A 21,508-nucleotide genomic window follows, 5' to 3' on the forward strand; every position below is an offset into this window, starting at 1 on the left:
CTGCCTACCGAGGGGCAGGACCCACCCGTTTGATTGGAATGGCAGTCACTATGTTGAAGAAATCCTAGGAAAAGCCCGCAGAGCGGGTTGGTATCCCGGACAAGGGGTTTGACGACGGAGTTCTTCAACATAGTGACTGTCCTTTCGGATCAATCGGATTTGCACCGCTACTTTGTCGCGAAGCCTTGAAAGATGGATATCTTCCGGCGGCTTCGCTTCGCGTATCCGCACAAATCTGATTGACCATTCAAACCAAACGGGTGGGCCCTGCCCCTAAGCCACGCGCAACGCACCATCGCCATAGGCATTGCGGATGACCTCGGCCAACATGTCATGTTCTTTGGGCGTCAGATCGGTCAGGGGTGAGCGAACCGGTCCGGTATCGCGCCCGATAACCCGCATCCCCGCCTTGACGATGGAAACGGCATAGCCTTTGCCGCGATTGCGGATATCGAGATACGGATAGAAGAATTCCTTGAGCACGCGGTTCATCGTCGCGTCATCATCGCGGGTCAGCGCGTCATAGAAATCAAGCGCCTGCTGCGGCAGGAAGTTGAATATCGCCGATGAATAGGTCGTCACGCCTGCGGCCTTATAGGCCTTGGCGAAAACTTCTGCGGTCGGCATGCCACCGATGTAAGAGAGACGATCGCCCAGAAGCGTGCAGACCTTGGTCACCATTTCGATATTGCCATGGCCATCCTTGAACCCGACCAGGTTCGGGCAGACGTCACACAGCTTGGCAAGGGTTTCAGCCGAAATGATCGAATTGTCGCGGTTATAGACAATCACGCCGATCTCGACCGCATCGCATACGGCCTTCACACGGGCATAAAGACCTTCCTGCTCGGCCCCGACAAGATATTGCGGCAACAGCAGCAAACCATCGGCACCGGCCTTTTCACATTCCTTGGCAAGTTCAACCGCCATCGCCGTACCATAGCCACAACCGGCAATGATTGGCGTATCGCCTGCAACTTCCTTGGCTGCGCGCACGGTTTGCACGACCTCTGCCGGGGTGAGCGAGAAGAATTCGCCCGTGCCGCCTGCTGCAAACAATGCCGTTGCCGGGAATTGCGACAACCAGCCGACATGTGCGCGATACGCCGCAAGGTCCAGATGACCCTCGGCATCAAAAGGCGTTACCGGGAAAGAAAGCAGCCCGGCGCCAATCGCCTTTTTCATCTCAAGATAATGCATCAAGCGTCCTTCAAGTCTGAATACGTCAAAATAACTATGACGAATCTATAAATTCATCATACCACTTTGTCAAACATATTACCCAAACCTTATCCACCCGGCAGAAAACCGGGAAAAACGCGGTGATCCTTGTGGTTTTGCGGTGATTGAACTTTTGTATGATGACTGAAAAATCGTCCGATTTTGACGAATCGAACCAATTGATATGATGACTTCACCCACGAAGCCCGCTAGGGTCAGGGCACATTTGTTATGACCCACAGCCAAGAAGACACCGATGACTGACATCACCAAAGCAAGCCGCATCCTTGCGGATGCCTTCCTTAATCATGAACTGATTGATCCGCTGCCAGCGGACATTGCGCCGACAAGCTTTGATGAAGCCTATGACACGCTTGATGCGACACTGGCTTTGACCGGTGCGAAACAGGCGGGCTGGAAGCTTGCGGTTGCGACGCGCGCCGCACAGGAAAAGATCGGCGCAGAAGGCCCGCTGGTCGGCCCGCTTCTGGATGGCCGCATTTTGGCCGAGGGTGCGGTTCTGACCACCAAGGATCTGCATTTTCCCAATATCGAAGCGGAAATTGCCGTGGTGATGGAAAGCAGCCCTGCCCCGGATGCGACATCAAGCGATATCCTTGATCACATCAAAAGCATCCATCTTGCGATCGAGATTGCCGATCGCCGCTATCATGAAAAGCAGGACCCGATCCAGACGTTGGCTGATTTGAATTCAACCGGCTATTTCGTGCTGGGTGCGGAAATTGAAGGCTGGCGCGATCTTGGTTTCATCGGCGGCACGGTAACGACCAAAAGCAATGGCGCAGTTTTGGCCACCAATGACGATCCCGAAGCCTGGCCGGAAATTTTCGGCGGGCTGGAATATCTGGTTGGGTTCCTTGCCAAGCGCGGCAAGAAATTGATGCAAGGTGACGTGATCACCACGGGCGCCTGTGCGCTTCCGACCATCAGCCCGTTTGGCAAGATCGAGGCGATCTTTGATGGTCTTGGCACCGTGACCGCCGAAATCAAAAAGGTCTGATCGGACCAATACCAAAGAAAAAGGCCATGCAGATTTCCCTGCATGGCCTTTTTGGTTTTAACGCGCTTGTTAGCGGCTTTGCGCCCGGCGCTCGCCATTTTCGCTAAAGGCTGAGACCGGCACACCGGGAACATCGACCCGCAATGAAACCAGTTTGCCCGCATCAGGGAATTGCGAGCATTTTTCAGCACTATATCCTTCGCGATGGCTGGTGACATAAAGCGTCTTCATATCCGGCCCACCAAAGCATGGCATGGTCGGATTGGGCATCGGCATCGCGATTGATTTCAAAAGCGTGCCATCTGGCGCAAAGCGGTTCAGATTGCCCGCCGACACGCCTGCCGACCAATAGCATCCTTCGGCATCGACCGCCCCGCCATCCGGACGACCAAGCGTATCATCAAGATCAAGATAGCGCGTGCAGTTGGAAATATCGCCACTTGCCACATCAAAATCCCAACGGTTGACCCACGGCCCGCGCGAGTCCGAGTGATACATATGCGATCCATCGGGTGACCAGGCGATCCCGTTGGAAATCTTGAACCCCTTGGCCTTTTCTTCGACCTTTCCGTCTGCGGTGATACGATACAGCGATGCGACGGGCTGCTTGTCGGCATTGTCATCCATCGTGCCAACCCAAAACGCACCATCCGGGCCGATCTTACCGTCATTGGTGCGGCTGTTAAGCCCATCTTCAATGCGACATAGCGGTGTGCGCTGATCATTTTCGGGATTAAGGAACAGGATGTCCTTGCGAAGGGCGATGATAATCCGCCCGGCATCGGTCAGGCCAAAGCAGCCAAGTTCGCTGTCGAATTGCCATGTCTGACGCTCGCCCGACCTGACATCAAGACCATGAAGCTGACCATTGAGGATATCGGTCCAATACAGCCGGTTGTTTTTGGCATCCCAATTCGGGCATTCCGCCAAGGTAAACGTCTCGTTACTGAGAATTTCCGGCTGATAAAGCGCCCCGCTTGATCCCGACATGTTTAACACCCCAAAAGTCATATGATCAATTTTTATATTCTTGGGTGTGCCGCCGCGAGGCCCACCTTGTCAACCGGAATTGCCATTTTGAGTGACAGGCAGTTGCCCCTGATCCCCCCAAGGATGTCAGGCCCTGTTCGATGAAAGCGGCCCAAAGGCAGGCGGCATAAGGGCCTGTGCCCTATTGATCGCGCGCATGGTCGGTGACGCGCTGGCGTGCCTGATGCAGGTGATAGCGCATCAAAAGTTCCGCACTATTGCCATCGCCGGTTAGAATCGCATCGTAAATCTGGCGATGTTCGGCCAGGACCTTTTGCGCGCGTTCTGCCGATCCGCCGCGCGTGATATTAAGCGCCACCCGCATGGATTTTGCCATCACCCCATCAAGCGAATTAAGGATGGTCAGGAAAATCTCGTTTCCGCTGGCACGTGCAATCGCCATGTGAAAGGCCAGATCGGCCTTATCGGCAATGTCGCCTGCGGCAATGCCGTCTTCGAGAAGCTTCAGCGCATTTTCGATTTCGCGGTGATGGCGGACACTGCCGCGTTCGGCCGCCATGCGCGCGGTTGTGCCTTCAATCGCGATGCGGGCCTCAAAGCAGCGCAGAAGTCCTGCGACATCCTGAACACCACTAAATTCAATCAACCCCTGTGGCGGGCGTTTCTTGACGAACGAGCCAACACCTTGACGGGCATAGACAAGCCCGTCTGATTGCAGCTTGCGCAATGCTTCACGCACAACCGGGCGCGACACGCCAAAGGATGCACAGATTTCATTTTCGGATGGCAGCTTCGCCCCTTCGCGCAGATTGCCGGTGACAATCTGTTCAAGAATCTGGCCATAAAGTTGATCGGCCAGCTTTTCGCGCTTCTGGACCCTAAGCTGTAATTGCGTCATCCCGCCCCCCGGAACTTCTTGGACTTGTTATGTTGTAAAACCCACTTGTAAGTTTTATCGACAAACGACAAGCCGGTAAAGCCCCGGAACGGCGGTGATCATGGACGCATAACTAATCGACCAGCGAGTAATCCCGATTGCCCGGAATACCGACCATGTCATCATCGACCAAACCGCTAACAGGTTTTGCAAGCAAGCTTGGCGTCAGGGTCATGGTGCCGGTCAGGGCTTCGTTGCGATCAAGCACGACAACATCGCCAAGTTCCTTGAATTCCGGGTGATTATGCACGTTTGGTACGTGGGAAACCGGCTCGACACAAAATGTTTTGCCATCTTCGGGGATATAGAATTGCAGGTTTGACAGCGTCTCACTTGCCGTCATTTTCACGCTATAGCCCGCATCGTCCCAAATCATGTCGGCTTCACGCTGCCAACCGGAGTAATGCACATCGAGCCCCAGATTATGGCGGATCATCTTCCCGTCGGAAAAATCACGCCCAAGATCAATCACGGTGCGCGCTGTCGGCAACATGTCCTCGTCCGTGCCAAAGCAATCGGTGGCGATGAACTGAACTGTCACGTCATCCCCGCCCGGGAACCATGGATGCAGACCAATACCATAGGGCATCGGGGTGCGGCCCAAATGGCGTACGCCAATTTCGATGGTGACATCAGTTTCGGTCACCTTGAATTCCTGCCAGGCGACATAGACAAAGCCGCTTTGCGGGTCATCATGTTTGTGATTGAAGCGCAGGGTATCGACCGTCGGGCGCTCGATTTTCCATTCAGCGCCCCGGCCAAAGCCATGAATGGCATGCGGGCTTGGCGGACGGTTTGCCGGGACCTTGACGATGCGGCCATCAAAATCAAACTCGGCAAAGGCCAACCGGTTGGCAAAGGGCACCATCGGGAAACAGCCAAGACTGGACGGATTGCCAGATGTCAGCGCCTGTGGTGTTACCGGACGCAACAAATTGATCGTGCCTTGGCCATCGGGCCTGATCCAGTCAATCCGCGAAATTGCCCCACCCTGGGGAACAATGCCGATCTGAAATGGTCCGCTGTTCCAGCGGTATTCCGGTTCGCCCTTTTTGGCCATGCGTTGCTGCCTCAAATCCAACCAAAATCATATGATGACTTTACATCACCATCCCCGTTCGATTATCTGAAGATGGTAACGCCCGTGACACCAATCAAACATTAATGCCGGGCAATCATTTTCTATCCGGTTGTTTTATACCGGATTTATCGGACACGCAAAATGAACAAGAGCAACCCGTCAAACACGCCCCGCAAGGTATCGCTGACCGAAAAGGTCATTGCCAGCCTGCGTCAGGAAATTGAAAGCGGTCAGCGCGAACCGGGCAGCAAACTGCCAACCGAACCGGTCCTGACCGAAAAGTTTGGCGTCAGCCGCACCGTGGTGCGCGAAGCAATCGCAGCGCTTAAGGCCGACGGGTTGCTTGAACCGCGCCAAGGGGCCGGTGTTTTTGTTCTCGCCCCCGAAGCCCGCACAAACGACAAATCGATCTTTGCCGTTGATTACGCGCAGGTGTCCGACGTTCTGGAAATCCTTGAACTGCGTATGGCGGTCGAAATCGAGGCCGCCGGTCTTGCCTGCACACGAAGCTCTGTCGCACAGCAGGCCAAGATTTACGAAGCGATGGAAAAGATGGAACGTGCGATTGAAAAAGGCGATCCGACCGAGCAGCTCGATTTCGAATTCCACAGCGCCATCGCATCGGCGACCAACAATCGCCGCTTTGCCGAGTTTCTTGAACATCTGGGCGATAAGACCATCCCGCGTGCGCAGCTGCGCCGCCGCCCGCCAGAGGTCGAAGATCAAAAAGCCTATATGGAAATGATCATGGGCGAGCATCGCCGCATTTACGATGCCATTGCGACCCGCGATGAAGATAGCGCACGCAAAGCCATGCGCGATCACCTAAGCCTGAGCCAGACCCGCTATCAAAAGCTTCTGACCCAACGATAGGATCAGAAGCTCATGCGCGGTGCGGGCTGATTTCAGGCTTCAGGCGGCACTTGCAGCAATACCAGCCGCAAGATCGTTCATATCGTCAATCACGACATCGGCACCGGCATTGTAAAGGCGCTCGGACGCCTTGGCGCGGTCCTGATCGTAATGACCACCGCCAACAAAGCCGACGCATTTCATGCCAGCCGCCACCGCAGCGGTGACACCAGCGACCGAGTCTTCGATCACGACGGTCTTTTTGGGTGAAAAGCCCATGTCAGCCGCGGCGTGCAAAAACAGATCCGGGGCCGGTTTGCCGTTTTTGACGAAATCGGCACTATAGATCCGCTGGCCAAACCAGGGGCCAAGACCGGTTACCTGCATGGTTTTTTCAAGCCGCTCGACCGAGCTGCTTGAAGAAATGCAAAAGGCTATCTGATGATCAGAAAGCGCCTTTAACACCGCATCGATGCCATCGATCTTGCGCAGTTCCGTGTCATAGCGCGCAAACAGCTTCTGATAGAAGAACGGCTTGAAGGCCGCGCGCACATCCTGCCCGGTCTGGGCGCGGATATGATCAATCGGCGCCGAACTTGATCGTCCGGTAAAGCGGTCCGAGACTTCCTGTAAGCTAAGGGGGGCGCCAAAATGATCGAGCACATCGACAAGTGTCGCCAGCGAAATCGGTTCGCTATCGACAAGCACCCCGTCACAATCAAACAGGACGATGGCGCAATCTTTCATCAAGGCGCGAACGGTCGCGACCATCAGCGCGCTCTTTGCGGTGTCATTCCCGGATACGTTTCCAGTGTTATTTTCTGCGGCCATGTTGAACCTGGCTTGTTTCATTTGTCTGATGAAAACAGCGTATCGAAATGTTCGTTTCAGCGTCAACAAAAATGAGCATTTGACCAATCATTGAACTTTTGATCAAATCAGGTTCAGATAGAACAAACAAAAAAACACCGGCAATCAGGACTGGGTCCGGAAAGTCGGGGGAAAGCGGAGGAAATACCCATTATGAGTCCCAGAATACCTGCTTCATCGGCGTGGATGTTGGCACCGGCAGCGCACGCGCAGGCGTGTTTGATGCCAATGGCAAACTGCTTGGCAGTGCCGCCCATGCGATTGCGATGAACCGTCCCAAACCCGATTTCGTTGAACAGGATTCGGAAAATATCTGGCAATCGGTTTGCCAATCCGTGCGCGACGCCATGGCAAAATCCGGTGTCGCCGCCGAAAAGATTGCCGCAATTGGTTTTGATGCCACCTGCTCGCTCGTGATCCGTGATCAGAATAACCAGCCGCTTGGTGTGACGCCGGGCGGCACGGACAATTGGGATGTAATTGTCTGGATGGATCACCGTGCAGTGCGCGAAGCCGAAGAATGCACCGAAACTGGCGCGCGGGTTCTTGAATTCATTGGTGGCACCATGTCACCGGAAATGGAAATCCCGAAACTGATGTGGCTGAAACGCCATCATGCGACCGCGTGGGATAAAATGGGTGCGGCCTATGATCTGGCCGATTTCCTGTCCTTCCGTGCGACGGGTAGCAATGCACGGTCCTGCTGCACAGTGACGTGCAAATGGACCTACCTTGCCCATCAGGATGAACCGTGGGATCGCGATTTCCTGGCGACGATTGGCATGGATGATCTCAATGACAAGATCAACATGCATGAAAGCGCACTTGCGGTTGGTGATCTGATCGGATCACTTTCCGAACAGGGTGCGGCTGATCTTGGCCTGACCACCAATTGCGTGGTCGGTGCGGGCCTGATTGATGCCCATGCCGGTGCGCTTGGCACCCTTGGTGAATATCTTGATGGCAATCTCGATCAGCATTTCGCGATGATTGCCGGCACCTCGACCTGTCATATGGCACTGTCAAAAGAACCGCGCTTTATCAAAGGTGTCTGGGGCCCCTATTTCGGTGCGATTGCACCAGGACTTTGGCTAAATGAAGGTGGGCAGTCGGCAACGGGTGCATTGCTTGACCATGTGGTTGCCATGCATCCGTTTTCCCATGGAATGGGGCGGGATGCGCACAAGCTTGCCGGTGAAAAACTGATGCCGATGATGGCAGAAAAAACCGATCTGGCACCGCGCCTTCATGTCCTGCCGGACTTCCATGGCAACCGATCCCCGCTTGCCGATCCCGAGGCCCTTGGCGTGATTTCCGGCCTGACACTCGATCAGAGCGAGGAAAGCTTCCTGAAGCTTTATTGGGCAACAGCCTGCGCGATTGCCTATGGCACGCGCCACATCATCGATGCGCTCAATGATACCGGCTATAACATCACCCATATCCATCTAAGTGGTGGCCACACCGCATCAGCGGTTCTGGTCAAACTTTATGCCGATGTGACGGGTTGTCACGTTGTGATGTCAGATTGCGAAGAGCCGGTTCTTCTGGGCTCGGCCATGCTGGCGGCGGGTGCGCTTGATGCCGATGGTGGCCTTGCCAAGGCTGCACGTCAGATGGCTGGCAAAGAAACCCTGCATGCGCCAGATGAAAAAGCCAAGGCCGAACATGACCGTCGGTATGCCATTTTCCACCAGATGCATAGTCATCGCCAGGCCCTTGATGCGATGAGCAAAAACTAAGTTTTAAGCTTAACTTCGGGCCGGGGTTGAGCCACTAAGAGCATACTTCCTTAGATCTGATCCACTTTGCCGGAGGCATTCGCCTGTCCGGCAAGGAAATGTCTGCAGAGCGTAGTGGGGCTACGGTCAAGGACGTTGACGCTGCGGGGCAGGCGAATGTAACGGCCCGAAGGGTTTGTTCTTGGCGGCGTTTTGCGGCGTTACACCGCTTGACCGATGCGCCGCATCGCTCTTCGCGCTGTGCCTTGCCAAACGTCACGCCAAGATCAAACAAAGTGAAGCAGATCTAAGGAAGTATGCTCTGACCCTCCTTTCTCCCTGTGTGTTCTATCCAAAAGGCGCTTGACGCCACTTTTGGATAGGGCCAAAACAAAAGGGCCGATGCTTTTGCATCGGCCCTTTCTTTCGCACGCGCAACGGCGGGGTCGGGGGATCATGCAGTTTTAGAGACCTCATTGCTGAGGCTCTAATTATTCTGCACCGTCACGGCGCGATGCCTTTCAGGGCCAGTCTTTTTCAAGGCTGGCCCTGAATTTTATTCCGCCGGATGTTCGTGGGCTGCCTTGACGTCACCGCGTTTCGAGCGGTTCTTGGCAAAGGTGCCAACAATCAAGACAAAGAACAGCGGCACGAAGAAGATCGCAAGCACGGTCGCTGCAATCATCCCGCCCATCACACCGGTACCCACAGCCACACGGGCCGCGGCACCAGCGCCGGTCGAGATCGCCAACGGCACGACACCAAGGGTGAAGGCCATCGACGTCATGATGATTGGACGCAGACGCTGACGGGCGGCTTCGACGGTGGCTTCAAGAAGGCCCATACCCTGGTCGTAAAGTTCGCGGGCGAACTCGACAATCAGGATGGCGTTCTTGGCCGACAGACCGATGGTCGTCAGGATGGCCACCTGGAAGTACACGTCATCTGGAAGACCGCGCAGAAGGGCTGCGACAACCGCACCAAGAACACCAAGCGGCACGACCATCATGACCGAGATCGGGATCGCCCAGCTTTCATAAAGGGCTGCCAGACACAGGAAGACAACAATCATGGACAGGGCATACAATGCCGGTCCCTGCTCGCCCGCCTGACGTTCTTCATAGGACAGCCCCTGCCATTCAAGGCCGATACCACCCGGAAGCTTGGCAACCAGTTCTTCCATCGCCTTCATCGCATCGCCCGATGCAACACCCGGTGCAGCTGCACCCTGAATATTGATCGATGACAGACCGTTAAAGCGTTCCAGTCGCGGCGAGCCATAGTTCCATTCGGTGATGGCAAAGGCCGAGATCGGCACCATTTCGCCCAGACCGTTACGGACATACCAGTGATCAAGGTCTTCAGGCATCATGCGGTATTTCGCATCCGACTGCATATAGACCCGTTTGACACGGCCGTTTTCGATAAAGTCATTGACGTAGCTTGAACCCCAGGCCGCAGCCAGGGTGCGGTTCACATCAGACAGCTCGACCGTAAGCGCACTTGCTTTTTCCTGGTCGATATTGATGTTGAACTGCGGCATGTCATTAAGACCGTTCGGGCGCACACCGACAAGACGCGGATCCTGTGCAGCCATTCCCAGAAGCTGGTTACGGGCTGCCATCAGTGCGTCATGGCCATTACCACCACGATCCACAAGCTGAAGGTCAAAGCCGTTTGCCGTACCAAGCTCGATAATTGCAGGCGGGGCAAAGGCAAAGATCATTGCTTCGCGGATCTGGGAAAACGCGCCATAAGCACGGCCAATCACCGCCCCCACAGCCTGATCAGGACGGGTACGTTCCGACCAGTCTTTGAGGTTAATAAAGGCAATACCAGCGTTCTGACCGCTACCGGCAAACGAGAAGCCAGCAACCGTGAACAGGCCATTGACCGTTTCTTTCTCGTTCTGCAGGAAGTGATCTTCGAGCTTTTTGAGAACATCCACCGTACGTTCCTGCGATGCACCAGCAGGAAGCTGCAACATCGAGAACATGATGCCCTGATCTTCATCTGGCAGGAACGAGCCCGGCAGACGGACAAACAAAGCTGCCAGACCGCCAACCAGGATCACATAGACAAACAGGTAACGCCATTTGCGGTGAACCACGTGGTCAACACTGCCCTGATAGAACTTGTTGGTCCGATCAAAGCCACGGTTAAACCAGCCAAACGGGCCTTTCTTCGCACTCGGATCGGTGTGCGAGGGTTTGAGCATGGTGGCGCAAAGGGCTGGCGTCAGAACGATTGCCACAACAACCGACAGCGCCATCGCCGATACGATCGTGATCGAGAATTGGCGATAAATCGCACCGGTCGATCCGGCAAAGAACGCCATTGGCACGAACACGGCCGACAGAACAAGTGCGATACCAATCAGCGCACCGGTAATCTGGCCCATGGATTTCCGCGTTGCTTCGCGCGGCGGAAGTCCATCTTCGTGCATCACACGTTCGACGTTCTCAACAACAACAATCGCGTCATCGACCAGAAGACCAATGGCCAGCACCATGGCAAACATGGTCAGCGTGTTGATCGAATAACCAAAGGCGGCAAGAATGCCAAAGGTACCCAGCAACACAACCGGAACAGCAATCGTCGGGATCAGGGTGGCGCGCCAGTTCTGCAAGAACAGGAACATCACCAGGAAGACGAGAACGATGGCTTCAAACAGGGTGTGAACCACTTCCTCGATCGACACTTTGACGAACGGGGTCGTGTCATACGGATAGACAACTTCCATGCCCTGCGGGAAGAACGGCTGCAATTCTGCCAGACGTGCCTTCACGGCCTCGGCGGTATCAAGTGCGTTGGCACCGGTGGCAAGGTTGATACCAATACCGGTTGCGGCCTGTGCGTTATAGCGCGCCACAACTTCATAGCTTTCGCCGCCGATTTCGATGCGGGCCACGTCGCCAAGACGGACCTGCGAACCATCGGTTTCGACTTTCAACAAGATATTGGCAAACTCGTCAACGGTTTGCAGTTTGCTCTGTGCGGTAATGGTTGCGTTGATCTGCTGACCCGGAATGGACGGTGCCCCACCAATCTGACCGGCGGTGACTTCGGTGTTCTGCAATTCAATCGCCGAACTGACGTCAGACACGGTCAGGTTATAAGAATACATCTTGTTCGGATCGAGCCAGATGCGCATCGCATGCTGCGAACCAAACACCGTGACAGAGCCAACACCGTTCACACGTGCAAGCGGATCTTCAACCGTGGACACCACAAAGTCAGACAGATCTTCTGCCGACATCGAACCATCAGCGGAGACGAAACCAACAACCATCAGGAACGACCCCGATGACTTGGTAACAGTCACGCCCTGCTGCTGCACTTCGGTCGGAAGCGATGACATCGCAGCCTGAAGCTTGTTCTGGACCTGAACCTGGGCAATGTCGGGATCGGCTTCGGGTTCAAAGGTCAGCGAAATGGACGCCTGACCGTTGGCCGAAGAGTTCGACGACATGTAACGCAGATAGTCCAGACCATTCATCTGCTGTTCGATGACCTGTGTAACGGTATTTTCCACCGTCTGTGCCGATGCGCCCGGATAGGTCGCATTGATTTCCACAGATGGCGGTGCAATCGACGGGTATTGCTCGATGGGCAACTGCCAAAGAGAAAGTCCCCCCGCCAACATAATCACCAGGGCAATAACCCAGGCGAAAACGGGGCGATCAATAAAGAATTTTGCCATTGAATAAACCCTTATTCGGCGGCTTTGGCGGTTTCAACGGGCTGCGGCGCAACAGGTGCACCCGGTCCGATGCGCTGAATGCCATCAACAATCAGTTGATCGCCATTTTCAACACCTGCGGAAACCAGCCAGTTCTGACCCTGGGACTGTTCGATGGTCACGTCCTTGGAGGCGACTTTGCCATCGGCTGCGACATAAACATATGCCGAACCATCCGGGCGACGCATCACCGCTTTTTGCGGCACAAGGAATGCATTTTCGAGCTGACCCTGACGGACCTGACCGCGCACAAACATGCCCGGCAGAAGGGCACCATCCGGGTTCGGGAAGACAACGCGCAGGCGGATCGTGCCGGTGGTTTCATTCACCGTAACGTCGGAGAACTGAAGTGTTCCCTTGTGCGGATATTCTTCACCGGTTAAGTCAACAATCAGGGATACTTCCACCTGACCATTATCAATGCCCTTGATGCGGCCATTCTGGATCGCCTGTTTGATTTTCATCAGGCGGCCACCGGCCTGGGTCACGTCAACATAGATCGGATCAAGCTGGGTGATCGTGGTCAGCTTCGCCGACTGATTGGCGGTTACCAGCGCACCTTCGGTGTAATCGGATGATCCGATCTGACCGGCAATCGGTGCGGTAACAGTGGTGTAAGCCAGATCAATACGGGCCTGTTCCAGTTCCGCACGGGCAGCGGCAACAGATGCCCGACCCTGTGCTTCGGCGGCAACCGCATCATCATAGGTCTGCTGGCTGACGGCCTGCGACTTGATCAGCGGGTCATACCGTTTGCGCGTTTTAACCGCCTGATCATAGGTCGCGGACTGGCGGGCCAGTTCGGCCTGTGCTGCATCAACGCGTGCCAGATAGACATCCTGGTCGATCATATAAAGCTGCTGACCGGCTTCAACAAACGCACCTTCGGTGAAGTTGCGTTCCTTGATGATGCCATCGACCTGCGGACGGATATCGGCCTGACGATAGGCAATGGTGCGGCCCGGCATTTCTTCGACCAGACCAACGGTCTGTGCTTCCAGCACGACAGTACCAACCGGCGTCGCCTGCGGCTGTTGCGGCGCTGCTGCCTGTTGCTGACCACCTTCGTTGCTCTCGCTGCAGGCGGCAACCATCAAGGCAAGTGCGGCCATACCAGCAAATTTCAAACAAGATCGCATGGACAAGTTGTTCTTCCTTCTAAGTCCTGCACACTAAGCAAAGCGAAGGCTTTGTAGTTGCATTTCGAAATACTGTACGGTACAGTACACATTGTGCACTGCACGATCAAGAGCCAAAAACAACCGAATTTAGAATCATGAGTGAAAAGCCAGAAAAGCTTGAAAAACAATCCACTCGCGGGTCTGCACGGCGACGCGCAATGATGGATGCAGCCTGGAAACTCTTGCTTGAAAAAGGGTTCTCCGGCGTCACACTCAATGATGTTATTTCGCAATCGGGTGGCTCACGTACAACTCTGTACGAAGCATTTGGCGGAAAGGATGGTTTGCTGGGCGCCGTCATGACCGAGCGCTGCGTTGAATTTTCCGCGGAACTTCACATTTCGCTGGAAACGGACCTCCCTCCTCGTGATGCCCTAACGGACTTCGGCACGAAACTGGCTAAAAAGATAGTAACCGAGGAAGTCGCGCGCTTCACCCAAATTCTGTATTCCGAAGGACAACACTTTCTACCCCTGATCGAAAAGTTCTTTGAAGTCGGCCCTGACAGCACGCGCAAACACCTGGCAGATTACCTGTCACGCCAACAAAAAAAGGGCCGCATATCCATCGAAGACCCGGACCATTGCGCAGAATTGTTCGAAGCCATGGTGATCGGTGACTGGCAATCACGCATCATGAAACACAATCCGCGCCCGCCGATGAGCGAACAGCAAATCGAACAGCGTGTCTCGCGCGCGGTTCAAATGCTTCTGTGTGGCATTGCAACACCTGATCATCGCGAAAAGTTCGGATGTGGCAGTTAGGCGCCCCTTGTTTGTAAGTAACGTCAGGCACTTATAGCGCCCCACTCCTGACAGCATCCTGTCAGGATGCTTGCATGGGTGATCCGGATCACGATGTTTTTGCCCTATCATCACCAAAATTGGGCTAAATAATAAGAAGTGTTCCAAACAGATTTGCGCGCGTTTGATGCGCTGCACCTTTTATAGGGAATCACTTGATGGCCGTGCGTCTTCCATTCATCCGTGCCGGTATTTGCGCGATCTCGCTGTTTGCGGTGAGCCAGCCAGCGCACGCCATTTCCGTTGAAGATGCGCGCAGTGCGATTGATGCCATCCTGATGCAATCTGGCATTTCCGCGACCGAAATTGACGCGCGCGCTCTTGATGGCGATGCGGTTGAGCTGATCTATGATAGCGTCAAACTTGATCTGTCGGGCTATTCCGAACCGCGCCAATTGCTGATGGATGACGTGCAGGTCACCGTGCGCGACACCGACAATCCAAGCCACATTGATCTCGATATCAAACTGCCCGAACGGGCCAAAATGGATGCCGAAGCCACCAGCGATCAGCGCGACATGACCATGCGCAATGCCGGTGGCTATTTGCGCTGGGACATTGCACGCAATGTGCCGATTACCTTTGATGGCTTTGCCAATGCCCTGATCGGTGATGAGCCGGTCACGCGCAAACACTGGATGATGAATGGCCTTGTCATTCAATGGTTGCCGGAACTGGCGCGCATTTCATGGCAGGCCGCGGAATGGACCGGGGCCAACCGCGAAAAGCGCGGCTCGATCAAATCCACAAGCTTTGTGCTTTATCCCGGTGATGACGGGGCCACCCATCTTGATTACGCCCATGACGGGTTGTGGCTCCCCAGCCTGATCCAACCACGCACGGTTCGGATCAAAAGCAGCAGCGATGGCCTGCCCTGGACCGAGGCCCAGCCGATCATTCAACAGGGCTTCTACGACATCCTGACCGGGACCGCCCCGCGCGTTGCCCGCCGTCAGATCGGCGATGCCCTGTGGCAGCGCGCCGCCCATAATGGTGCTCCGGTCAAGGTTGACGAGTTCTATGTTGAATCGCGCGGGCTTGAGGCTCTTGGTGCCGGTGAATTCCTGGCACAGGCCGCCGCGCGATATGGCTTTACCGGCAGTTTTGATTTCAAACTTCTGGGTCAGGACAAGCTGGTTGATTTACTAGGTACCCCTGATAGCCCGACCCTTCTGGGGGCTTTGGTGCCCTTTGCCGTTGATAGTCTCGCCGCAGGCCGCCCCGGCCCGCAAGGCACGATGGAATATGACGGTGAATTGCTGCCCGATGGCCGGGTGGTCGTCAATGGCATGACCGTGTTTCGCACCGCAGACGGCAGCTAACACCCCCTAAAACCCGCCCAAATCAGATGCCCGGCCCGATGGATACCCCGTCAGGCCGGGCATTTCCTGTGTGATAAGCACATTACAATAATACATATTATTGACGTGCATCCCGGAACTTCGCATGATCCCGTTTCGAGATTGGCTTGGAAAAATGCCAGTCCAAGAAAACAGGGAGTTTCAGAAGATGAAAACGAATAAGAAGGGCCTGATTTCAGGTCTGGTCCTTGCAGGCAGCCTTTTTGCATCCGTATCAAGCGCATCTGCTGATGAGATCAAGGTTGGTATCGCCAACTTTGGTGAACATCCGCAGCTCAATGCCGCGATCGAAGGCTTCAAGGAAGCCATGGCTGCCAACGGCTTTGTCGAAGGCACGGACGTTTCCTATTCCGAAAGCCACACCAACTTTGACGCATCCTTGGTGCCCCAGATGATCACCAAGCTGCAGTCTGAAAACCCGAAACTGATCTATACGATCACCACCCCGGTTTCCCAGATCGCCAAACAAGCACTTGCCGGTTCGGGCATTCCGGTTGTGTTTTCGGCTGTGACCGATCCGGTTGCTGCCAAACTGGTTCCGTCCTGGGACAAGGGCGACACCGATATGACCGGCGCGTCTGACCTTCAGGATATCGCAGCGGTTCTGGAATTCACCCGCAAGCTTCTGCCAGATGCCAAACGCCTTGCGCTGCCCTATAACCCGGGCGAAGCAAACGACGTCGCACTACTTGAAAAGGTCGAAGCACTGGCACCGGCTGCCGGTTTCTCGGTCGTGGCAGTTGGTATTGATAACGTCAACGACATCCAGCAGCGCGTCACCGCAGTTGCCGGTAAAGCAGACGTGATTTATGCCCCGGCATCGAACCTGATTCAGCCGGCGATTGCGGCTGTTTCGGCAGCGGCCCGCCAGATTGGTGTGCCGATTGTCAACTCTGACAGCTCCGCTGTTGCCAATGGGACGGTTCCGGCGAGCTTCTCGGTTGATTACAGCCAGGTTGGTCTGAATGCGGGCAAGATCGCAGCTCAGATCCTCAAAGGTACGCCTGCGGCAGATATCGCACCGTCGGCACCGACCTATGAGACGCATGCGCCGATGATTTCCAAATCTGCTGCGGCGGCATTTGGCATTGAAATTCCGGCATCGTTCAACGATTGCGGTTGCATCGTCGAATAATCCGCCCGGAATTTATTACGCACTTGAATGAACATTGGCGCCGTCTGGGTCAATTCCCTTTCGGCGCCAATGAGTTTATGGAGAAGACGGATGCTTGAAATCCGATCTGCACGCAAAACCTTTTATGCCGGGCAGCCTGACGAAAAAGTCGCCCTTGATAACCTTGACCTTACCCTTCAGACCGGCGAGTTCGGGGTAGTAATCGGGTCAAATGGCGCTGGCAAAAGTACGATGTTGAACGCCGTATCCGGTGCCCTGCCCCTTGATAGCGGGCAAATCCTGATCAATGGCGATGACGTTACCGCAACACCGGTTCACAAACGTGCATCGCGCATCGCGCGTGTGTTTCAGGACCCGATGCTTGGCACCGCGGCAAGCATGACGGTTGCGGAAAACATGCTTCTGGCAGAGCTTCGCAGCAGCAAACGCACCCTGTCGCGCGGGCTCAATGCCAAGCGCCTTGAAGATTACAAGGAACGGTTATCCACACTTGGATTGGGCCTTGAAAACCGTCTGAACACCAAGGTTGAATTGCTTTCAGGTGGTCAGCGCCAATCGCTGTCACTGATCATGGCAGTTGGCGGATCGCCCGATTTGCTGTTGCTTGATGAACATACCGCCGCCCTTGATCCGCGCACGGCGGACCTTGTTATGCAGGCCACCGTTCGTGCGGTTGATAGCCTGAAACTGACGACCTTGATGGTGACGCATAATATGCAGCATGCAGTTGATTACGGTCATCGCGTCATCATGCTGGATGCCGGTCGCGTCAAACTTCAGATCGGCGGCGAAGAAAAGGCCAATATCACCGTGGCAAAACTGGTCGACCATTTTGCGGTCAAGACCGACGCAATGATGTTGGGGGCATAAGGCAAGATCATGATGGAATTTCTTTCTTCGACCTTTACCAGCTATGTCGCCCTTGTCCCGGTGACCCTGGCGCAAAGCCTGATTTTGGCCTTTGTCGTTCTGGGCATCATGATCCCGTTTCGAACCCTTCATTTCCCGGATTTGACCAGTGAAGGTGCCTATCCGCTGGGCGGGTGTGTGTGTGGTGTTTTGATTGCGGGCGGCATGAACCCGGCATTGGCGATTGTCATTGCCCTTCTGTGCGGGTTCATTGCCGGGTGCTGCACAGCGCTTATTCACCTACGGTTCCGCATTCATACGCTTCTCGCCGGGATCTTGATGATGACGATGCTTTACAGCATCAATCTGCGCATCATGGGCAAATCGAACTTGTCGATCTTTGGATCTGACAGCGTTTATAACTGGGCACCATTTGTCACGCCGGGCTTCCCGGTCAGCAAGATCATCATTGCCGGTATCATTGGCGCGGGTGTTTTCCTTGCACTTAACTGGTTCTTTAAAACCGAAAAGGGAACGGCCCTTCGCGCTGTTGGATCAAACCCGGCCATGGCCGAGGCACAGGGCATTTCGGTTTGGGCGATGACCATTGTTGGTGTCGGCCTTGCCAGTGCCTTTTCGGCCACCAGTGGCGCGCTGATGGTTCAGTCACAGGGCTTTGCCGATGTGAATATGGGCCTTGGCATCCTGATCAACGGCCTTGCGGCACTCATGATCGGTGAAGCAGTTGTTGGCAAACAAAGCGTGTTTCGCCAGTTGCTCGCCCCGTTTGTCGGCGCGATCATCTACTATCAGCTGGTCTCGCTTTGCTTGGCAGCGGGCATGCCACCGCCCGATCTGAAACTGGCCACGGGCCTTTTCGTTCTCGCCATGCTGGCCCTGCCCAGCCTCAAACGCGGTCGCGGCGGCGCCCCGGCCCGCGAGAAACTGCGCGAGTAGCGAACATATTCGCTTCAAGCGTGAAACGGTCGCCTCAATAGGCGGCCGTTTTGCTTTGAGGGCTGCATTTTGCTTAGGAAATTCGTTACCTTGGCGCGTTAAGCTGACCTCAGATCAACAAGAAACAATCGCCTTTGGGGAGATCACCATGCAGAAAATCAGCCTTGTCATTCTTGTGACCGGCATTGTCGCCGCGGGCATGTGGGGCATTAGCGACTATATGGCCCGCAAGGGCGAAGAACATGGTGATGTCACGCGCGGCCAATCGATTGCCGAGCAAACCTGCCTGCGCTGCCACACCAAATTTGATGGCGATCCCCTGCCCGACCCAACCATCACCGACGCACCGTCGCTTGCAAGCTTCGGTCAACGCTGGCCACTTGAAAATCTTGAAGAAGCCCTAGCCGAGGGGATCACGGTTTCGCATGACAATATGACCATGCCGGAATTTTCCCTGACACCGGAAAGCATTGCGGATCTTCTGACCTATATGGAAAGCCTGACACAGGAAGCAGAGGCCAAAAGCAGCAAGTAACACGCGTCGGGCCGAAACAAAGCCTCCAACCAATTGCATGAATCGGCCCACATAAGCGCCAATTCACCAATATTTTGATCGCCAAACTCCGTTTTTGATCAAATTCAGGCGATCTTTGCGCTGCGAATTTGGCGCAAACGTTGTTCGCCCACATCCCCTTTAAAACAGCGCTTTAGTCTATTTTCGCGGGCGCAAAAATCACCTGTTGATTGCATTTGAACTTGACTTGAACCGATTTAAAATAAAAATTGGTCTGACGTCTGATGACTGACCACAATGAACCATGGCATTTGGTTGGATCAGACATGGTGATGACAAGCAAGCAGGTGTGATGTGCCGCAGGTCGCCGGGGCTACCATTCGACCCATTGAAACATCGGGGCGTCGTGACGCGATCCTCGAAGCGCTGACCGATTTCATCGTCAGTTCTGCACTGACACCGGGCGATCGCCTGCCGCCGGAACGCGAATTGATGACAGGGCTTAAAGTCGGCAGATCCAGCATCCGCGAGGCGATTGGCCATATGCAGGCACTGGGTGTGGTCGAAATCCGGCGCGGGTCGGGTACTTATTTGAAACGCCCGGTCAGTGAAAAGACGCTGTTCATGCCGCTTTCGATTGCTACCCAGCGCGACGGATTGCTGCAAACCCTTGAAGTTCGCCGCGGGTTGGAAGTCGAAGCCAGCATGTTGGCTGCCAAGCGCGCCACCGCTGAAGACATCGATGAAATGCGCACCGCCCTTGATGCGATGGAGGCCGAACATCTTGAATTCGGCACCGCGGGCGAAGCCGACCTAGTGTTTCACTTATCGATCTATAAGGCGTCGGGAAACCCGTTGTTTGAACAGCTTCTGGGTCAGATGCGCGAAGCCTTTGAAAGCTTCTTTGCCCAGCCATTCAACCGCCCGGACTTTGCCAGCTCCTCGTTCGAATTCCACCGCATGCTGTTTGACGCCATCGTCGCGGGCGATGCCGAACTGGCCCGCCAGCACACCCTTGCCATCCTTGAAGTCGTTGAAAACGACATCGTGAGAATGTCTGATGAAGAACAACAATAATCCGAACAATCACAATCAAGCGCCAAGCAGCCCTGAAAGTATCGTCGCCTATGACGTCGAACATTTCGCCAATGCCGTCGTCCCGCCGATCTTTCAGAACTCGTTATTCACGTTCGAGAATTTCGACGAGATGGTCGAAACATATTCCGGGCGCAAAACCCGCCCGGTCTATTCCCGTGGCCTGAACCCGACCGTCCGCGCATTCGAAGAAAAGATCGCCCAACTGGAAAAGACCGAAGACGCACTTGGTCTGGCAAGCGGTATGGCCGCGATCTCGTCCGCTGTCCTGTCCGTTGTCAGACCCGGTGATCGCATTGTCTCGGTCGAGCATTGCTATCCAGATGCCTATCGCTTTTTCGAGATGTTCCTGCGCGACATGAATGTCAGCGTCGATTATGTCGATGGCCGCGATCTGGATGCCGTCCGGGCCGCCATCCCCGGTGCCAAGATCCTTTATCTTGAAAGCCCGACCAGTTGGACTTTCCATACCCACGATATAGCAGCCCTTTGCGATATTGCACGCGACCATGGCGCAGTTTCCATGATCGATAACAGCTGGGCATCGCCTGTCTTTTGCCAGCCTGCCACCCTTGGCTGTGACGTCGTTATTCATTCCGCATCGAAATATATCGGTGGCCATAGTGATGTGGTCGCGGGCGTGATTGCCGGATCAAACGAGTTTGTTGGCAAGGTACGCTCCACCATCCTGCCCTATCTCGGCGGGAAGCTGTCGGCATTTGATGGATGGTTGTTGCTGCGCGGTTTGCGCACCCTGCCTGCACGCATGCGCGAACATCAAAGATCGGCCCTGATCATTGCCCGAAACCTTGCCGACCATCCGATGGTAACTGCTGTTCACTATCCCGGTTTGATGGAACCAGCCGCACCGGGGCTTAGTGGATCATCCGGATTATTTTCATTCGAGTTCACCCAACAGGTCGACATTCCGACCTTTGTTGATGCGCTGCGCTTTTTCAAGATCGGCGTGTCCTGGGGTGGGCATGAAAGCCTGATTGTCCCCGCACTTGTCACGCGGGCGCAAGTGGGCGGACCGAATTCGGCCATGCGCTTTGGCGTGCCTGAAAATCTGGTCCGTCTGCATATCGGCCTCGAAAGCGCCGAAGACCTTTGGTCTGACCTGGCGACAGCAATCGAGGCAAGCCTGAAGTAAGAACACTATCGTTTAAAACAGGGAA

Annotated in this window: 18 protein-coding genes; 11 read left to right on the plus strand and 7 right to left on the minus strand. The window is 55.0% G+C overall.

Features of this window, described 5'->3' with window-relative positions; genetic code table 11:
• Nucleotides 1-273: 273 nt before the first annotated feature.
• Nucleotides 274-1,200 (minus strand): 5-dehydro-4-deoxyglucarate dehydratase, encoded by a 927-nt coding sequence (kdgD, locus tag ACMZ66_RS07340; RefSeq protein ID WP_416935898.1) that lies wholly within the window; start codon nucleotides 1,198-1,200, stop codon nucleotides 274-276.
• 277 nt (nucleotides 1,201-1,477) lie between these two features.
• Between kdgD and ACMZ66_RS07345 the strand changes: the two genes are divergently transcribed.
• On the plus strand, nucleotides 1,478-2,242 hold the full coding sequence (locus ACMZ66_RS07345; protein WP_416935900.1) for a 2-keto-4-pentenoate hydratase: 765 nt from the start codon (nucleotides 1,478-1,480) through the stop codon (nucleotides 2,240-2,242).
• A 69-nt stretch (nucleotides 2,243-2,311) separates the two neighbouring features.
• On the opposite strand, the gene ACMZ66_RS07350 is transcribed toward ACMZ66_RS07345, so the two are convergent.
• From ACMZ66_RS07350 to ACMZ66_RS07360, 3 genes are all read right to left on the minus strand, one after another.
• Nucleotides 2,312-3,232 (minus strand): SMP-30/gluconolactonase/LRE family protein, encoded by a 921-nt coding sequence (locus ACMZ66_RS07350; RefSeq protein WP_416935902.1) that lies wholly within the window; start codon nucleotides 3,230-3,232, stop codon nucleotides 2,312-2,314.
• Between the two features lie 181 nt (nucleotides 3,233-3,413).
• Nucleotides 3,414-4,130 carry a FadR/GntR family transcriptional regulator gene (locus ACMZ66_RS07355; RefSeq protein ID WP_416935903.1) on the minus strand — a complete coding sequence of 239 codons (717 nt, stop codon included), beginning with the start codon at nucleotides 4,128-4,130 and terminating at the stop codon, nucleotides 3,414-3,416.
• 112 nt (nucleotides 4,131-4,242) lie between these two features.
• The gene (locus ACMZ66_RS07360; RefSeq protein WP_416935904.1) at nucleotides 4,243-5,229 is read right to left on the minus strand and encodes an aldose 1-epimerase; all 987 of its coding nucleotides are present in this window, start codon (nucleotides 5,227-5,229) and stop codon (nucleotides 4,243-4,245) included.
• A gap of 162 nt (nucleotides 5,230-5,391) precedes the next feature.
• Between ACMZ66_RS07360 and ACMZ66_RS07365 the strand changes: the two genes are divergently transcribed.
• Nucleotides 5,392-6,123, plus strand: coding sequence for a FadR/GntR family transcriptional regulator (locus ACMZ66_RS07365; protein ID WP_416935906.1), 732 nt, complete (start codon nucleotides 5,392-5,394; stop codon nucleotides 6,121-6,123).
• A 39-nt stretch (nucleotides 6,124-6,162) separates the two neighbouring features.
• Here the strand turns inward: ACMZ66_RS07365 and ACMZ66_RS07370 are convergent, their stop codons facing one another.
• Nucleotides 6,163-6,873, minus strand: coding sequence for an HAD family hydrolase (locus tag ACMZ66_RS07370; protein ID WP_416935907.1), 711 nt, complete (start codon nucleotides 6,871-6,873; stop codon nucleotides 6,163-6,165).
• A gap of 281 nt (nucleotides 6,874-7,154) precedes the next feature.
• Here ACMZ66_RS07370 and ACMZ66_RS07375 point away from each other — a divergent pair, with 281 nt between their 5' ends.
• Nucleotides 7,155-8,714 carry an FGGY-family carbohydrate kinase gene (locus ACMZ66_RS07375; protein WP_416935909.1) on the plus strand — a complete coding sequence of 520 codons (1,560 nt, stop codon included), beginning with the start codon at nucleotides 7,155-7,157 and terminating at the stop codon, nucleotides 8,712-8,714.
• 535 nt (nucleotides 8,715-9,249) lie between these two features.
• On the opposite strand, the gene ACMZ66_RS07380 is transcribed toward ACMZ66_RS07375, so the two are convergent.
• Nucleotides 9,250-12,396 carry an efflux RND transporter permease subunit gene (locus ACMZ66_RS07380; protein WP_416935911.1) on the minus strand — a complete coding sequence of 1,049 codons (3,147 nt, stop codon included), beginning with the start codon at nucleotides 12,394-12,396 and terminating at the stop codon, nucleotides 9,250-9,252.
• Between the two features lie 11 nt (nucleotides 12,397-12,407).
• A complete protein-coding gene (locus ACMZ66_RS07385; RefSeq protein ID WP_416936216.1) occupies nucleotides 12,408-13,574 on the minus strand; it encodes an efflux RND transporter periplasmic adaptor subunit in 1,167 nt (388 codons plus the stop codon).
• 137 nt (nucleotides 13,575-13,711) lie between these two features.
• Between ACMZ66_RS07385 and ACMZ66_RS07390 the strand changes: the two genes are divergently transcribed.
• The 8 genes from ACMZ66_RS07390 to ACMZ66_RS07425 all read left to right on the plus strand — a co-directional run bounded on the left by ACMZ66_RS07390 (nucleotide 13,712) and on the right by ACMZ66_RS07425 (nucleotide 21,483).
• The gene (locus ACMZ66_RS07390; RefSeq protein WP_416935912.1) at nucleotides 13,712-14,380 is read left to right on the plus strand and encodes a TetR/AcrR family transcriptional regulator; all 669 of its coding nucleotides are present in this window, start codon (nucleotides 13,712-13,714) and stop codon (nucleotides 14,378-14,380) included.
• 197 nt (nucleotides 14,381-14,577) lie between these two features.
• Nucleotides 14,578-15,741 carry a hypothetical protein gene (locus ACMZ66_RS07395; protein WP_416935913.1) on the plus strand — a complete coding sequence of 388 codons (1,164 nt, stop codon included), beginning with the start codon at nucleotides 14,578-14,580 and terminating at the stop codon, nucleotides 15,739-15,741.
• A 187-nt stretch (nucleotides 15,742-15,928) separates the two neighbouring features.
• The gene (locus ACMZ66_RS07400) at nucleotides 15,929-16,915 is read left to right on the plus strand and encodes an ABC transporter substrate-binding protein (protein WP_416935915.1); all 987 of its coding nucleotides are present in this window, start codon (nucleotides 15,929-15,931) and stop codon (nucleotides 16,913-16,915) included.
• Nucleotides 16,916-17,005: 90 nt separating this feature from the next.
• The gene (locus tag ACMZ66_RS07405) at nucleotides 17,006-17,785 is read left to right on the plus strand and encodes an ABC transporter ATP-binding protein (RefSeq protein ID WP_416935917.1); all 780 of its coding nucleotides are present in this window, start codon (nucleotides 17,006-17,008) and stop codon (nucleotides 17,783-17,785) included.
• Between the two features lie 9 nt (nucleotides 17,786-17,794).
• Nucleotides 17,795-18,721: an ABC transporter permease gene (locus tag ACMZ66_RS07410; protein WP_416935919.1), complete on the plus strand. Its 927-nt coding sequence runs from the start codon at nucleotides 17,795-17,797 to the stop codon at nucleotides 18,719-18,721.
• 148 nt (nucleotides 18,722-18,869) lie between these two features.
• Nucleotides 18,870-19,256: a c-type cytochrome gene (locus ACMZ66_RS07415; RefSeq protein WP_416935921.1), complete on the plus strand. Its 387-nt coding sequence runs from the start codon at nucleotides 18,870-18,872 to the stop codon at nucleotides 19,254-19,256.
• Between the two features lie 333 nt (nucleotides 19,257-19,589).
• On the plus strand, nucleotides 19,590-20,312 hold the full coding sequence (locus ACMZ66_RS07420; RefSeq protein ID WP_416935923.1) for a FadR/GntR family transcriptional regulator: 723 nt from the start codon (nucleotides 19,590-19,592) through the stop codon (nucleotides 20,310-20,312).
• A complete protein-coding gene (locus ACMZ66_RS07425) occupies nucleotides 20,296-21,483 on the plus strand; it encodes a PLP-dependent transferase (RefSeq protein WP_416935925.1) in 1,188 nt (395 codons plus the stop codon). The genes ACMZ66_RS07420 and ACMZ66_RS07425 overlap by 17 nt, the downstream gene beginning before the upstream one ends.
• The last annotated feature ends 25 nt before the right edge of the window (nucleotides 21,484-21,508 follow it).

The organism is Thalassospira sp. (assembly GCF_048059015.1).
Taxonomy (GTDB): Bacteria; Pseudomonadota; Alphaproteobacteria; order Rhodospirillales; family Thalassospiraceae; genus Thalassospira.